Origin of the sequence: Edaphobacter sp. 12200R-103, assembly GCF_010093025.1 — a bacterium.
In the GTDB taxonomy this organism is placed as follows: domain Bacteria; phylum Acidobacteriota; class Terriglobia; order Terriglobales; family Acidobacteriaceae; genus Edaphobacter.
This window is the reverse complement of the sequence record NZ_CP048114.1, coordinates 1,209,779-1,224,304: the sequence shown is the minus strand read 5'-3', so window position 1 is coordinate 1,224,304 and position 14,526 is coordinate 1,209,779. Positions and strand designations below refer to the sequence as shown.

General features: G+C 57.0%; 13 protein-coding genes and 1 tRNA gene. 4 read left to right on the top strand and 10 right to left on the bottom strand.

The annotated features are described in order from the left end of the window. Positions 1 to 108 precede the first annotated feature (108 nt). Both GWR55_RS05110 and GWR55_RS05105 read right to left on the bottom strand, forming a co-directional pair. Complete coding sequence (locus tag GWR55_RS05110) at positions 109 to 1,656, bottom strand: FAD-binding oxidoreductase (protein ID WP_162401292.1); 1,548 nt, start codon at positions 1,654 to 1,656, stop codon at positions 109 to 111. 264 nt (positions 1,657 to 1,920) lie between these two features. After that, a complete protein-coding gene (locus GWR55_RS05105) occupies positions 1,921 to 3,321 on the bottom strand; it encodes an APC family permease (RefSeq protein ID WP_162401291.1) in 1,401 nt (466 codons plus the stop codon). Between the two features lie 171 nt (positions 3,322 to 3,492). Between GWR55_RS05105 and GWR55_RS05100 the strand changes: the two genes are divergently transcribed. Continuing rightward, the gene (locus GWR55_RS05100; protein ID WP_162401290.1) at positions 3,493 to 4,188 is read left to right on the top strand and encodes an L-ribulose-5-phosphate 4-epimerase; all 696 of its coding nucleotides are present in this window, start codon (positions 3,493 to 3,495) and stop codon (positions 4,186 to 4,188) included. Between the two features lie 42 nt (positions 4,189 to 4,230). Then, positions 4,231 to 5,817, top strand: coding sequence for a ribulokinase (locus GWR55_RS05095; protein ID WP_162401289.1), 1,587 nt, complete (start codon positions 4,231 to 4,233; stop codon positions 5,815 to 5,817). Positions 5,818 to 5,916: 99 nt separating this feature from the next. Here the strand turns inward: GWR55_RS05095 and GWR55_RS05090 are convergent, their stop codons facing one another. From GWR55_RS05090 to GWR55_RS05070, 5 genes are all read right to left on the bottom strand, one after another. After that, entirely contained in the window at positions 5,917 to 6,549 is a 633-nt protein-coding gene (locus GWR55_RS05090; protein WP_162401288.1) for an MBL fold metallo-hydrolase, read from the bottom strand. Positions 6,550 to 6,620: 71 nt separating this feature from the next. Continuing rightward, positions 6,621 to 6,920 (bottom strand): preprotein translocase subunit SecG, encoded by a 300-nt coding sequence (secG, locus tag GWR55_RS05085; RefSeq protein ID WP_162401287.1) that lies wholly within the window; start codon positions 6,918 to 6,920, stop codon positions 6,621 to 6,623. A 36-nt stretch (positions 6,921 to 6,956) separates the two neighbouring features. After that, positions 6,957 to 7,041: transfer RNA gene (locus tag GWR55_RS05080), tRNA-Leu, on the bottom strand. A 231-nt stretch (positions 7,042 to 7,272) separates the two neighbouring features. Beyond that, positions 7,273 to 7,821, bottom strand: coding sequence for an RNA polymerase sigma factor (locus GWR55_RS05075; RefSeq protein WP_162401286.1), 549 nt, complete (start codon positions 7,819 to 7,821; stop codon positions 7,273 to 7,275). A 45-nt stretch (positions 7,822 to 7,866) separates the two neighbouring features. Then, positions 7,867 to 8,589 carry an HAD family hydrolase gene (locus tag GWR55_RS05070; RefSeq protein WP_238398654.1) on the bottom strand — a complete coding sequence of 241 codons (723 nt, stop codon included), beginning with the start codon at positions 8,587 to 8,589 and terminating at the stop codon, positions 7,867 to 7,869. A gap of 86 nt (positions 8,590 to 8,675) precedes the next feature. Here GWR55_RS05070 and GWR55_RS05065 point away from each other — a divergent pair, with 86 nt between their 5' ends. Then, positions 8,676 to 11,489 (top strand): hypothetical protein, encoded by a 2,814-nt coding sequence (locus tag GWR55_RS05065; protein ID WP_162401284.1) that lies wholly within the window; start codon positions 8,676 to 8,678, stop codon positions 11,487 to 11,489. A 93-nt stretch (positions 11,490 to 11,582) separates the two neighbouring features. Further along, positions 11,583 to 11,993, top strand: coding sequence for a hypothetical protein (locus GWR55_RS05060; RefSeq protein ID WP_162401283.1), 411 nt, complete (start codon positions 11,583 to 11,585; stop codon positions 11,991 to 11,993). Here the strand turns inward: GWR55_RS05060 and GWR55_RS05055 are convergent. The 3 genes from GWR55_RS05055 to GWR55_RS05045 all read right to left on the bottom strand — a co-directional run bounded on the left by GWR55_RS05055 (position 11,990) and on the right by GWR55_RS05045 (position 14,214). After that, the gene (locus GWR55_RS05055) at positions 11,990 to 12,949 is read right to left on the bottom strand and encodes a carbohydrate kinase family protein (RefSeq protein ID WP_162401282.1); all 960 of its coding nucleotides are present in this window, start codon (positions 12,947 to 12,949) and stop codon (positions 11,990 to 11,992) included. The genes GWR55_RS05060 and GWR55_RS05055 overlap by 4 nt on opposite strands. 171 nt (positions 12,950 to 13,120) lie before the next feature. Further along, positions 13,121 to 13,786: a YdcF family protein gene (locus tag GWR55_RS05050; protein ID WP_238398653.1), complete on the bottom strand. Its 666-nt coding sequence runs from the start codon at positions 13,784 to 13,786 to the stop codon at positions 13,121 to 13,123. After that, a complete protein-coding gene (locus GWR55_RS05045; protein WP_162401281.1) occupies positions 13,783 to 14,214 on the bottom strand; it encodes a response regulator in 432 nt (143 codons plus the stop codon). The genes GWR55_RS05050 and GWR55_RS05045 overlap by 4 nt, the downstream gene beginning before the upstream one ends. Positions 14,215 to 14,526: the final 312 nt, after the last annotated feature.

The following is a 14,526-nucleotide window of genomic DNA, read 5'->3' as shown; positions in this document are numbered from 1 at the left end:
CTGTACAACAGTGCATTCAGAGGTGGAACCAAAGAAGCCTCCGTACGGAACATCAAACCTGGGATCGCGGAGCCGAACTCCGGGGCCGCGAAATCATGTCAGTCCGCATTATGCGCGGACTGACATCGAGAAGTGAAAGATATTATTCGGATCGTAACGCTTTTTGACCCCCTGAAGGAAGGGGTAAAGTCCCTGATCGCCATAATAAAGCTGAGGCCAGAAGGGGTAGGCGAGCATATCGGCGTCCGGATAGTTGATATAGCAACCCTCATATTGCTGGTTCCAGTAGGGGGTTCCTTTGTGCTTCTCGTCAACATCGGGCCCGGAGTAGAGATCGCTGTAGAAATCGTGCATCCACTTGAGGCGTACGGCGTCATCGGCGGGGTTCTGCCAATAAGTCTGGAACTGCAGCTTCATCACCGAGGCGCGCTGGGGGATGGAGGTGAGGTCTGCCAACTCAGCGCGGTTGACCGCACCACCGTAAGAATCGACGGCGAGAATTCCGCTCAACTGGACTCCGGGAATCTCTTTGGTGAGGTGCTTATAGATGGTCCGAGTCTCAGCCGAGGTGAAGGTCCGCTTCATGTAACAGGACTTGTACTTGGCGCGCGTGCCTCCGCCGACGCCTCCGCGAACCGTGGCCTCATACCAGGAGGCGAGGCTCATGTGAGCATCGGTGCAGGGCTCAGGCGTGCCATTCGGTCCCTTGCGGACCGGTGAGTTGCCGGCCTCGGGGGAGTGGCGGCGCTCCATATACTGCGGCTCGGCTGCGAGTGGCTTGCAGGGCTTGAAGAACTCCACGAACTCCTTGAGCGGACCAAGGTCGTTGCAGGTGCCGTCGGGATTGCAGAACTGGGCGGAAATGCCGATGCGTCCGGACTGGCGGTGGGAGAGCCCGAGAAAGGTGAACAACCCCCAGGTGTCGGGATCCTTACCGCGGGTCTCGAGGTAATGTCCGTAAGTGGTGAGTATGGTCTCGAAGCGCTCCGGAGTCATGTCTTCCCAGGGGAAAGACATGCTGATGTTGGCTACCTGCTTGGGTGCCGGAGGGAGCTTGTCGAAGTAATAGGCGGTGATGAGGCCGAAGTTGTTTCCGCCGGCCCCGCAGCATGCGCGGAAGAGGTCGGCATCCTTGTTTTTGTCGACGCGGCGGTGGACCACCTTCCCGGAGGCGTCGACGGTTAGGATATCGACGGCGCTGAGCCAGTCGACGGTCAGTCCATGCAGGCGGCTGAGAACACCGTATCCGCCGCCGGAGATGTGGCCGCCAGCACCGACACCGTAGCAGGAGCCGCCAGGCAAAGTTACGTTGTGCTCTTTATAGAGGCGAGTGTAGGCATCGCCGAGCCGGGTTCCAGGGCTGATCTTGTAGGTGTGGCCGCTTCCGGATGCATCCATATCGTTCAGCATGCTGACGTCGATCAGGACGCCGCCGGGATTGTTGTTGACGAAATCCTCGTAGCAATGTCCGCCCGAGCGGATGGTGGGACGAAGACCGGCGCGCACTGCTTGCTGGAGGGCTTCAGCGACCTCATCCGTGCTCTGGCAAATCTCAATGCGCCTGACAGATTCCGACTCCGAGGCAGGCCAGCGGCGATTGTTGCCCTTTTCAAGCGCCTGGTAACGCGGATCCTGTTTTGAAACGGTGGTAAACATCCTGCTCCTTGCAAAATCTTCGGCGGAGACACACGGTTGCCTTCACCGGGTACCAGAGTCGCTATCCCGCCCGAAAAATTCCGAATGTGCTACAGAGAGGCCAGAGATGCAGAGAAGAGAAACGATTGTTTCAACTGGTTGTAAAGTCCTGAGTGGGATGATTTCATTATAGTGAAACAAAGATGTCAATCGGGCATATGTCCTACATCAGGATGGATATGCGGCGAATCGGTATTCCCGGAATGAACCTCTTTCGAGACTCACTTATTTCTGCTCAGGATTAGGAGGAATCTCGTTGCCTAATGATGCGGCAACTCTTCTTTTTCGCGCCGGTTTTGTGACGAAATAAAGAGGAAGGCCTGCAGCGGCGATAAGAAGAGAGAAAGTAAGAGCCGGGATCCCCATGACGATTTCAGTGTGGGCGGCGTAGAGGGCGTACGCAGTCAAGGCCGCCGGGCTCAGTCCCAGAAGAATGGGCACCCAGTTCGGCCCCGGGATCCTGAAGGGGCGGGGAAGAGACGGTTCATTGCGACGCAGCAGAATGAGGGCGGCAAACTCCAGAATCATGGAGAGTCCGTACAGGACCAGGTCGATCGTAATCAGGCGCTCGAAGGAAAATCCCAGCGCGAGCGCCCAACAGATTCCGCAGGCGATGACCGAGACCCAGGGAGCGCCGTTGGCCAGCCTCTTTGTGAAGACGGCGGGGAGGAAACCGTCTTCTGCCAGAGCGTGGGGAAGGCGCGTGTACGAGAGAGTCAGATTGCTAAAGGTTCCGAAGTCATCGAGCGAGCCGGCGACGACGATGGCGCCGGCGAGCAGGGTTCCGCCGAGGATGTTTCCGGCATCGACCCAGGCTCCGGTCGAGAAACGTTCCGCAGGAATGCCAGCCCAGGCTACGGCGGCGATGGGAACGATGTATGTGAGCATCACCATCACGGCTGCCAGCAGAATGACGCGGGGATAGTTGCGCTGCGGATTTTCGACCTCGTTGGCGATGGTGGTGGCGTTGTCCCAGCCCATGTAGTTCCACATAGCGACCAGGATTGCGGTCGAGAATGCTTTGCCATGTGGCGCAGCGAGGCTCGCGTGTCCTCCAAACTGCCCTGTCGAAGCGTGCAGTCCGGCATAGACGGCGCTCCCGATGAGGATGAGAAAAGGCGAGATGGCCACCAGCCAGAGCCGCACTGAGCCTTCGCCCACGGCAGCTGCGCCGCGGAGGTTCCAGAGGACGGCGACTGCTACGACGGCAAGCTCGAGAAAAAGGCCGCGATGCCCTCGCGTAAGGGAAGGGGCGAGGTGCTCCAGGTAGAGCACGAACGTGGTGGGGTAGATCGCCATGTCGAAGACCGAAGCGGAGAGTGAGAGCCATGCCTCCTGAAATCCCCAGAACGGCCCCATGGCACGGCGCACCCAGGCGTAGAAGCCGCCTTCGGCTGGCACGGCGGCGGCGAGTTCGCCCAGCATCAGGGCGGTGGGGAAGCTCCAGAAGAAGGGAAGCAGCAAGAGCAGCCATAGAGCATGACCATATCCACCGAAGCCGATGATGTCTTCGAGATCGTATGGGCCGCCCGAGACCATAAAGTAGGTCGCGGCGAGCAGCGGGATGAGACGAAGCTTTTTTACACTGCCGCTGGATCGGGCTGCCTCGGACTTTGTGAGGGGCATAGATGGATGGGATATATCCTAATTCCCGCAGATTGTTTCCGCTGGAGACGATGTTAAGTAAATGTTTTCTTAAAATGTGTAGTCTATTGTGGTGCTGTGCCTTCGGTGGGAGGCCGCACAGAAGACGTGAGCGGATGGAGTTCGCCACGGAGACTGCAAGAGGAAACGTAGATGCTGGAGAGATTGAAAGAAGCGACCCTTGAGGCCAATCTGGAAGTAGTTCGCCGGGGCCTGGTGCTGTATACCTTTGGGAACGCAAGCGGGATTGACCGGGAACAGGGCCTGGTCGTCATTAAACCAAGTGGAGTGGATTACGATGTCCTGAAGCCGGAGCACATGGTGGTCACCGATCTTTCGGGCAGGATCGTCGAGGGCACGCTCAATCCGTCGAGTGATCTGAAGACACACATCGAGCTTTACAAGGCATTTCCGACGATTGGTGCGGTCGTCCATACCCACAGTGAGCATGCGACCTCCTGGGCGCAGGCCGGACGGGAGATCCCGGCACTCGGCACCACACATGCGGACTACTTCCATGGTCCGGTTCCGTGCACGCGTGAGTTGACGGATGATGAGATCAACGGCGATTACGTTCTGAATACAGGCAAGGCAATTATCGAACGATTCGTGGGAATCGATCCTCTGGCTGTCCCAGGGGTTCTGGTAGCGGGGCACGCTCCGTTTGTCTGGGGAAAGGACCCTCACGACGCCGCGCACAATGCCGTGGTGCTGGAGGCAGTGGCGAAGATGGCGTTCATGACGGTTCTGCTGAACTCGCAGTGTGGCGTATCCAGCGCTCTGTTGGACCGGCACTACTTCCGCAAGCATGGCGCGAAGGCGACCTACGGACAGAGGAACTCACTTTAGGCATAATGATCATTCGGTTTTCTGCATAGAGGTGGGAAAGAGATGGCTGTTGTAGCTGGTGTTGATTTTGGAACTCTCAGTGTGCGCGTGACCCTGCTCGATTCAGAGCGCGGTCGCCTGGGAACGGCGGTAGCCAATTATCCTCTGCATCGCAGGCGGGAGGATCCGGACTTTGCGACACAGTCACATGCTGACCAGATGGATGCCCTGGTGAAGGCGACACGCGAAGTGCTGGAGCAGACAGGCGTCCGTGGAGAAGACGTCCTCGCCATGGCGCTCGATACGACGGGATCGAGCGTGGTGGTGGTCGACTCCTCCCTGCAGCCTCTGGATGACTATTACCTGTGGTGCGATCACCGTGCTCATCGTGAGGCGCAGGAGATTACCGCCAAGGCCCACGAGATGAAGCTGGAGGCGATCGACTGGTGCGGCGGGGTCTACTCGCACGAGTGGGGGTGGTCCAAGCTGCTGCATTGGCTCCGTCACGCCGACGAAGCCAAACGCGCGAAGTTTGCGACTGCTCTGGAGCACTGCGACATGGTCGCTGCTGTTCTTACCGGAGTAAAGAGCCCTGACGGCGTGAAGCGAAGTGTATGCGCGATGGGCCATAAGTGGATGTGGAACCCGAAGTGGGGCGGTCTGCCCTCTGAGGAGTTCCTGGTCGCGGTCGATCCTCTTTTGAAAGGAGTCCGCGAGAGGATCAGTGGCGAGTATCTGACCTCCGATCATATCTATGGAGGGCTGAGTGAGGAGTGGGCCGCAAAAATGGGCCTCAAGGCCGGGATCCCCATTCCCGTCGGCGCCTTTGATGCTCATTGGGATGCGCTCGGAGCGGGATGCAAAGAGGGCGACGTCGTCAATGTGGTCGGCACTTCAACCTGCATCATCGCAATGGCGCAAGAGACGCAGTTGGTGCCAGGCGTCTGCGGAGTGGTTCCCGGGAGTGTGAATCCTCACCTTACAGGCATCGAAGCAGGGCTCTCGGCTGTTGGAGATATCTTCGACGGCATTGCACGTCGTGCGGGAACCACAGTCAAGGACCTGGCGAAGGGCCTGGAACAGTACCGCGCAGGGCAGACGGGGCTTCTGCGTTTGAGCTGGGATAACGGCGACCGTACGGTCCTGGTGAATCCTGAGCTTGGTGGAATCACGCTGGGGTGGAATCTGGTGCATACCGCCCAGGACGAGTTGTTCGCTGCAATCGAAGGCACGGCATTCCATACCCGCATCATTCTGGAGCGCATGGCCGAACATGGTGTCCCAGTGGAGAGGGTCATCAACGGAGGCGGGATCCCGCAGAACAACACCGTACTGAATCAGGTCTACGCCGATGTGTTCAACAAGCCAGTGCTGGTTCCGAACGGAACCCCGACGAGTCTCGGATCGGCAATCATAGCGTTTGTCGCGGCTGGGGTCTTTCCTTCTATCGAAGAGGCACAGCGCAGACTTTGTCTACCGTTCAAAACATATGCTCCGGAGCCGAAGGCCGCCGCCCGGTATGAGCAGCTGTACCAACTCTATCGGAAGTTATACTTCGCATTGGGTACAGGGAATGCGCCGGGTATTCCGCTGGGAGATATTCTTCCGGAGTTACGGCGCATTGCCAGGGAAGCCCGGGAAGAGATCTGATCGAGACGTTCCAGAGGCGGAAAAAGATTCAATTTTCCGAGTTGCACTCTGTGATTCTGGTGAAGCCTTTGATGAAGTAGAAGTATTGATTGATTGATTCTAAAGGGTTTGAAGAAAAGGATTTTCCTCGCGCTCTTCGCCGATTGTGGTGATGGGACCGTGGCCAGGGATTACCCTCGTCTCATCCGGCAGGGTGAGTATCTTGTCATGGATGGAGAGGATAAGCTGGCGGGAGTCGCCGCCGGGGAGATCGGTTCGACCGACGGAGCCTGCGAAAAGGGTATCGCCTGCAATCAACAGGGAATTGTCTGGGACATAGAGGCAGACGCTGCCCTGGGTGTGGCCGGGGGTGCAGAGGATATTTCCGTGAATATTACCCGCTGAGATGTTCTGGCCTTCCGTCAGAGAGGCGTCAGGGGGCGCGACCTCGGGAGCGGGCATCTGCAGCCAGGATGCCTGGACGTCCATCATTTTGACCAGTGGAAGATCGTTCTCGTTGTAATAGATGGGCGCTCCGGTCAGCTTTTTGAGCTTCTGGGCTCCGGCAATGTGATCGATGTGGGCGTGGGTGATGATGATGTACTTGACCTTCAGGCCGTGGCGGTCAAGGATCGCCTGAATCCGGGGGATTTCGTCGCCGGGGTCGACCACAATGGCTTCATGGGTCTTCTCGTCACCGAGGATGGAGCAGTTGCACTGGAGCAGGCCGACAGGAAGAATCTCGTGGATCATGGGTCAAGAGTACAGGGATTAAACGAACAACGCAGGCGCGCAACCTGCGTTGTTAGAAGATGCTGAAGGTTCTACTTCTTTGCGGGTGTGCTCTGCTGCTGCTGAGTGGTGGGGTGGCCCGAGAGCACCGAGTGCTCGGAGGAGCGCGAGAGCAGGATCGTAAGGCCGATCGAAGTCAGCATGAAGACGATGGCAGAGTAAGTGGTAAGCCGGGTGAGAAGGTTGGCAGCTCCTCGCGGTCCAAAGGCGGTCTGTGAACCCTGGCCACCGAAGGCAGCAGCGAGATCGGCCGATTTGCCCTGCTGGACCAGGATGATCCCAACGATAAAGATGGAGACCAGGACATGGATGATGACGAGAGCGATAAGCATCGGGGAAAAGACTGCCTTCCGAAGAATGTTTTGGATTGGTGCGGAGGAGGGGACTTGAACCCCTATGCCTTGCGGCGCAAGCACCTCAAGCTTGTGCGTCTGCCAATTTCGCCACCTCCGCGTTTGGCTCTGCACTGCAGGTCCAGAAAGAGCGGTGAGCAATCCGAGACTTAGTATAGCATCGCCTGCCTTTGCTGTGGCGTTAGAGTAACAGTGCAGATAGAAGAATTTATGCCGGATCGCGTTTAGATTCAGGGCTCTTTTCCACTTCCTATGGCGCGGGTCAGGGAAGGCACTTCCGATGATCTAACGGACGAGAAATATCCGGAACATAACTCTTACTGACGTGTGGCTACTGGCGCGTGGCGGAAGGGCGGCAAGTGCAGTCGAGACAGCCAGCCTGGGCGCAGGAGCCGCAGTGATCCATCAGCTTCTCCCGCAGGGAGCGATGGGCGCGGTGGGAACGGACGGCGGCGTTCCCGTGAGTGATGCCTGTGCGTTTGGCGTAGTTCTCCAGGGAGACCTCCTGCAGATCAACCTCGCGAAGGATCTCCCGGTAGGAGGCTGGAACCTTGTGAAGGGCTTTCGCTACGCAGGGACAGAGGTTTGCGGGAGTCAGGTCGGGAGTTGTGGACGGAGGCTCGATGCCGGGCTCCCAGGGCTCAAAGGTGCGTGTCTCGACCGCCTGGTGACGGTAATGGTCGATAACTGCATTGCGGAGGATGCGAAAGAACCATGCATCTGCGGACCGGCCAACTTTGAGGGTATCGGCGTTGGAGACCGCTTTGAGGTATGCCATTTGCAGAATGTCTTCGGCGGTGTTGCGGTCGTGGACTCGGCGCTGAACGAAGCTTAAGAAACGGCTTCGCTGTTCTATAAGATTGGCCACGGACGAAGACATGTCAGCTCTTTAGATGCGGCTATAGGGTAATCGGAGCGGAGACACTTAGAAGTGATGCAGGAGCTGGGAGAAGTTCTCCAGTTCCAGCAGATGTTGCTCCGACGAGGGAACCGTTACGACTTCGTGCTCCAGAACCCAGGTAAAGCTGTGTGGAATGAAGATGGCGTGCAGGCCTGCACGCAGCGCCGGATTGATGTCTGAACGCGGGCTGTTGCCGATCATCCACGTGCGGGCGGCATCGCAGCGATGATGGGCTGCAAGCGCAAGATAGGCTTCGTGATGCTTTTCGGGCAGTACTTCGACGGCGGTGAAGTGTGGCGCAAGGCCGGAGCGTTCCAGTTTGCCAGTCTGTTCGGCGGGATCTCCCTTGGTTACGAGAATCAGGCGATGACGGGCAGAAAGCTCCTCGAGCGTCTCCGCGACTCTGGGGAGCAGCTCGATCTCGTGCTCTGCAATGCAGTCCGCGAAGCTGAGAATTCGTCGGTACTGATCGTCTGTCACCGTCGTGCCTGAAAGCTCTTCAAAGCAGCTGACCAGAGATCGGCGGAAGCTGCGCAGGCCGTAACCGTGGGCTGCGATGGTGGCGTGTTCACAGTGGTTAAGGTGTTCCCGAATCTGTGCGGGAGTGTGTGCCTGGTGAGCCAGATACGAGATGAAAGCTGCAATGGCCCGCTCGAAGTAGATATTGTTTTCCCAGAGGGTGTCATCTGCGTCGATCAGCAGTGTATTTCCGGGATTTTGACGGGATGGTTTGGGGAGATTCACCACAGAATCATTATAGGCGGGTCTTAATAAAGCGACGGATTCGCTCGCATTCATATTCTGCAGCGTCCTATGTGAACAAAGGGAGTTCTATGTCTGGAAAGATCATTCCGTTCTTCTTACTGCTGATGGTTTTTACAGCCGTTGCGAAAGGGCAGACCCCGCCTGAGTCCACGATCCAGAGTGACGTGACTGGAAGGGTAAGGACCCCCGCGCTCTCCGCGGCACAGGTTGCCAGGACGAGCGTGATACGTCCGGAGGGTGGAGATGGCGAGATCGTGTCGCTGAACTGCGTGGCACTGATTTCGGCGTTAGAAATCAGAGGTGATGTTGTGACCTTCACCGGAATGAACCAGCTCTCGCCAGGACAGGAAGTCAGTATCTCAAAACTCAATCGTGCGCCGTATCTGAATGGTGTGACGCTCAAAGTGTTGTCGGCGACATCAACCAGTTTCACAGCGAGCTTTCATCATAGCGATGTTGATCGCATCACTGATGGAGGTACGGCTTTGCGGAAAGACTGCGTAGCGGAGGGAAGTTATCGCAGCCCGCAGAGGGTGGAGTCTTTTCGCGACAACGTGAATTACTTCAACAGACATCTCTCTCCGGATATTGAAGTTTCCAGGTTCGACCAGTTTCTGCCACTTGAGATTGACGATCACTTTACCTCGGTAGCCTTCAACGGGCCGGGGCACAGTCTGGGAAACAACGGAGGATGGTCTGTCCGGATTCACCGGTTTGAAGATCTCACCTTCAACAGCCGGGGAATCGCGCAGGCCCACAATCTCTGGTGCCACAAACATGCGGTCGGCGATGTTGCCTGCGGGGACTATATCTATGCCTATACGGATGGAGGAGCTACAGCGCAATCGGACGAGGGCTTTACGGTTGATACGAGGGAAGGTGGTGAGTCCGACCAGTATTTTCATGGAAGGGCAGGAGAAGGCGCGGCCCCCGGAGCCAACCATGTGCCCGTGGTGTTTACCTCTGGCCAGGAGCAGACGACCGATGGTGCTTTTCTGCTTGATATCTCGAAAGGGGACATCTCAGGGATCGTATCCGGACTGGATTCCATCGTCGACAGAACCGCCGCTCATGTATTGCCGGTCAAGGTAGAGTCACAAGAGAAGCTTAAGCCCTCCACGGGTATTGGAATCATCCAGACGCCGCTACCCATTGTGGCAATAGCAAGCGGTTCTGAAACGATCAGGATCGATGTGGAGCTTACCAGAGGGGCCTTCAAAATTGGTACAGCGTGCCTTGCGGGAGGGTGGTATCCCGAGCAGGTTTCCATTTCCGCTATTTCTACTCTGGTAAATGGACATCAGCAGGTGACGCTTGTTCACAGGAATCCAAATCCAACCTCCGTTACAGACTCACACAACCCCTCGTCGCTGTGGCAGGGAGGGCCGTGCGGGAACTACCTTAGCCTGGATCGCAATCTCGCCCGAGACGGTTTTCGAACCAGTTACTTTGTCGTAGGCGCAACAGATCCAAACCATATTGTTTATGTGTGGAACGTCAATGGCTCGACGCGTCAGAATGGGATTCAACTTTATAGAGTGCCGGTAAAGCTAAGCAGACTCGTCAGAAAGAATGGGATCGTTACCGCTCATTTTGCCAATGCGAATCCTTCTGCCATCTATAACGCTGCGCCGCGGGTGGTAATCGCCGATGCGAGCGACTCCGGATTCAACGGGGCAGTCTCCGATCCGGAGTACGACCATGATGCGGACCGCACACTGAGGTGGAAGCAGCCTGGTCCGGATGGCACGGCAGCATCCGCGACGATGGATCTTCCCAGTGAGTCCTACGGCTTTCATTTGTACCCAGGAGCAGAGATCATTGGGCCTCAGATCTCCCACGTTGTTCCTCTGGAGCCGAACTCCGTTTCATGGCAAGCGGGAGATGTCCTTGAGAATCCTCATAATCCAAGCTTCGGGATGCGCTTTCGCGCAAACCTAGTGGTTGAACACACACTTCCAAGTGGAGGTGACAATCATGGGGACATGTGGGGCTTCAACGGCTCGGGAATCTCAGCAAATTTTCGACCATCTGCCTGGATAAACTTGAATCCATGCAATCTCTACGCTGGCTGTGGAGGCACGCTGGAGCCGATCACCTGGATGATCCACCGCGGGCCCTACTCCATTCTTCACCGGGTGGATAACGCGCCGATGAATGGCGGAATCCTGTTCCGAATAGGCTGCGACCTGCGAGGCTGCGATCATCCGGCGCCCTACGTCTTATTCGGACTGCAGAACGGATCGATCACTTACGATCCAAGGACAAGCACGGTAACGGCTCCTGCGTTGAAGACCGGAAAATTAAGCGTTGACGATGCGAGCATCCGCAAGCTGTCCTTTGAGAGCGCCGCCGATGGCAGTACCGATTGCCTGGGAGTGCAGAACCAGATTGTTGTATCTGGTGGAGCGCAGCCGAAGAGCTCCCCCTGTATCTCTTCCATCACATGGAAGGGAGGGAACGGTCTGGCTGTTGCGCAGGCCGGAACAGCATCGCATCCGGTTTACACGATCGTTCCGGAGCCGGGGTACTACATCCCGAGATCGAACGGCCGGTCGAGCGGAGCAGCAACAGGTACAGATGCTGCGGCCTCCATCACCGTGGGCTCTGCGAATAGCGCAGAGCGCGCGCACTGTATGAGAGGGTATCGGTGTACGGCGAGCAGAGGGCGCATCGAGGTGTTTGCAGGACGTCAAGCTTCTGCCGGAACGATTGCGCATGTGGGAGTTAGCCTGAGCCCTGGAGAGATATGCACGGCTACACAAAACGGCGGCCCCATGTTTCTCGGAATCGGAAGCTCCGGTGAAGGAAGTGGAGGGTTTGACATTACATCGGCTGTTGAAATTGTTGGAAAGGTAGTGATCGACTATTCCTGCCAATAGGAGTGTCGCCATCAATGCTTTGCTATGTTTTCATAGCGGGGTGCTCAGGCAGGTTCTTCCTTCTGGGACTGGCATAGCGTTAAACTGCTCACCATGGCAGCTTCGATGTACATCGTGGTTGAGGGAGAGGATCCCGGCTTCGACATCTTTGTCAACGGTCGTGCGCTCGCCCGCAATGAGGATGCTGTCGAAAAACTAGCGCTTCGTCTCGGTGTCAAGCCGCTGATCGAGTTCTTCTCTGCGGACGAGAACTCGATGTCCCTGCTGATCGAAGAAGGGGCGGGAAATCGTGAACTGATGCAAAAACTTCCGCCGCCACAGTGGTATTCCGCTAGAGACGGCCTGGTGACTGTCGAGGCTCTTATCGCTGCACTTGAGAATGAGCCGCAACAGCTAGGGTCGGAAGGTGAGCAGGTGCTGTCGGAGTTACTGGAGTACAGGCGCGTGCTCAGGAAGACCGAACAGCATGAACTGCGTTGGCATCTCGCTGTAAGCTGGCGCTAACGAGTGACCGGGTGCGTGTCCTGGACCGCATGGGCAGCGGGGCGGCGAGGTGACTTCTCGATCAGAGCAAGGACCTCTTCTTTGGTGCCGATTCCTCCACGAGCCCCGACCGCGGTGCAATTGAGCGCGGCAGCTGCGCAAGCGAAGTCAAGCTGGCGGCTCAGGGGCCAGCCCTGTAGCAGGCCGAAGATGAATCCCGCGTGGAAGATATCGCCTGCTCCTGTGGTATCAACGACAGGAACACAGTAGGCAGCGGCATAGTGGAACTCTTTGCCGTCGAAGGCCAACACGCCCTCGGGCCCGAGGGTGGCAGCGGAGAGCCGGCATCCATAACGGGCGTGCATGGCATGCAGTGCGCTTTCGAGCGAGGATTCTCCGGTAAGCCGGGAAGGAAAATCGCGGCTTACGATCAGGTAATCGATGTTTTCAATCAGCTGCTCGACGCCGGGATAGAGCTCATCGAGATCGGCGATCACCGGAACCCCAGCCGAGCGCGCCCACTGAGCGGCAAGTGTGGCCGCGGCGGTATCGTAACCGTCGACATGCAATGCACCCGCGCTGACGATCCATTCACGCTCCAAATCCTCCGGATGAAGGGTAAGAGCTTCATCACGGCGGGTCAACACGGTACGCTCGCCATCGCGGTCGACCAGAATCAGTGACTCCTGACTGGGACAGCTGGGAGCCGTGAACAGGTGCGTCTCTACCCCAGCTCGTGCAAACTCGTCGCGATGGAGCTGGGCGGCGCTGTCGTCTCCAAGTTTTCCGACGTAACGGGTCTGAAGGCCCCACTTCTGGCACGCAATAACGGTTGTAGCGACCTGACCTCCGGGGAGGATGGTCTTCTGGCGGAACTCGACTTTGGAACCTGGAGAGGGATTGCTGGAGAGGGGAATTACCGTGTCCGTAGCATTCAACCCGACGCCGACCAGGTCAACCTTCGACGTTTTTGTCATCTTTTTACTCTAAATGAAACGGACTCCCGCTGTGCAAAGCAGTGGGCGGACTTCGCACAACGGGTTCGAATGCGTTCTATATGGAGGAAGTAAGGTGTCCTTCTCCCGGCTTCCGATTGAAGAGGTTGGAGCGCGATGGATCGAGAGATCAACTCCTTAGGCTCGGTCTAATCAGGCGGCCGGCTGAGCGCGGAGGCCATTTGCATTTAAAGGCAGAAAGCGTGAGGAGGGGTATCCCCGGAAGCGCAACTGCAGGCAACGCCATGACTCTACCGTATAGAGCACGATCTTGTGATAGATGGTGTACTCATGGGGCCAGCGGGAGCCGTGAGTGCTCCAGTCGATATTGAGCTGAGGCTGGCGATGGTTGAAGGCCATCAGGATCAGTGACGTTCTCCCAAGGTGATAGGGGGAGCTGACGACCTCAGCCGACGACCAGCCGTGATCATGCATGATCTGCGCCGAATAATAGATGTTCTGGATCGTGTCCTTAGCCTGCGCTTCTTCGAGGATGTCAGAGGCTGGAACCCCCTGGCTGGCCGCGAATTGGGCCATCGTATGGGCCTCGACAAAGTGGTTGTGCGCGGGGCCTCCGGTCATAATGATGTGAGAGGCCACTCCGGCCTTGTACTCTCGCACGCCCTCCAGAACCCGCTCCCGCTGTTCAGGCGAGGGGGTGCCATCGGGTCGGGAAGGCGTGCCAAGCACAATAATGGTGTCGAAGCGGGTCTTTGTCGTGTCGTGACGCGGGATGATGAAGAAATTCCCATACATCACCAGCAAAAAGACCCACACCACGAGTAACAGGATGAAGAGCGTTTGGCGAAAGAGCTTCACGCCATTAACGTAGCAGAACGCTCTGACACCCTGGTTTCAAGCATGCGATGCACCTCACTGAGCAGTCGAGGCAGAGAGAAGGGCTTCGAAAGAAACTTCCAGCCCTGGGTTTCAATTTGCCCGTACTGCGCTGACGAGACGATCGCTCCGGAGATGATGAGAATCCGGACAGAAGATCGAATCGACCGCAACTCGCGGCCGAAATCGAAGCCGGACCGCTGGGGCATGGAGTAATCCGTGATCACCAGGTCGATATCCGGTGTACGGCTAAAGATTTTCGCAGCTCGATCCGGATCACCTGACGCGTACACTGTATAACCCTCATGCTCCAGGAAGGTGCGTATCAGGGACCGGATGTCGGGATCATCGTCTACTACGAGGATTTTTGCGGATGTATTTGTGCGGACAGATTGAGAATCTAGATGCATTGTTCCAACTTCGATACACGGTTATCTGTTGATTGGATGCACTGACACAGATCGTGATTGCCTGTGCGTTTCTCTGTCTTGCTCTAATTTAGAGACGACATTCCCTCTGTGGACGTGAGCCAGATTAATTATTGGAGAATCAATGAAGGTTCATTCCGATGGGGACGTATCGACATATGTCGATACGCCGATCGTAGTTTCTCGGAAGAGGCATAATGTCGGTTGCGTAGGAGATACACTCCGCAGTTCTCCAGAAGTGCCATTTTGAGCAAAGCCTCTCGCGGTTTTATCGCGAGAGCGGAGTCGAAGGAT

Bases quoted from the DNA above. Each gene is read 5' to 3' on its own strand.
- secG (WP_162401287.1), bottom strand. From the start codon at position 6,920: ATGCTTATCGCTCTCGTCATCATCCATGTCCTGGTCTCCATCTTTATC.
- GWR55_RS05060 (WP_162401283.1), top strand. From the start codon at position 11,583: ATGGCAGCTTCGATGTACATCGTGGTTGAGGGAGAGGATCCCGGCTTC.
- GWR55_RS05065 (WP_162401284.1), top strand. From the start codon at position 8,676: ATGTCTGGAAAGATCATTCCGTTCTTCTTACTGCTGATGGTTTTTACA.
- GWR55_RS05055 (WP_162401282.1), bottom strand. From the start codon at position 12,949: ATGACAAAAACGTCGAAGGTTGACCTGGTCGGCGTCGGGTTGAATGCT.
- GWR55_RS05110 (WP_162401292.1), bottom strand. From the start codon at position 1,656: ATGTTTACCACCGTTTCAAAACAGGATCCGCGTTACCAGGCGCTTGAA.
- GWR55_RS05090 (WP_162401288.1), bottom strand. From the start codon at position 6,549: ATGATCCACGAGATTCTTCCTGTCGGCCTGCTCCAGTGCAACTGCTCC.
- GWR55_RS05105 (WP_162401291.1), bottom strand. From the start codon at position 3,321: ATGCCCCTCACAAAGTCCGAGGCAGCCCGATCCAGCGGCAGTGTAAAA.
- GWR55_RS05100 (WP_162401290.1), top strand. From the start codon at position 3,493: ATGCTGGAGAGATTGAAAGAAGCGACCCTTGAGGCCAATCTGGAAGTA.
- GWR55_RS05075 (WP_162401286.1), bottom strand. From the start codon at position 7,821: ATGTCTTCGTCCGTGGCCAATCTTATAGAACAGCGAAGCCGTTTCTTA.
- GWR55_RS05095 (WP_162401289.1), top strand. From the start codon at position 4,231: ATGGCTGTTGTAGCTGGTGTTGATTTTGGAACTCTCAGTGTGCGCGTG.
- GWR55_RS05045 (WP_162401281.1), bottom strand. From the start codon at position 14,214: ATGCATCTAGATTCTCAATCTGTCCGCACAAATACATCCGCAAAAATC.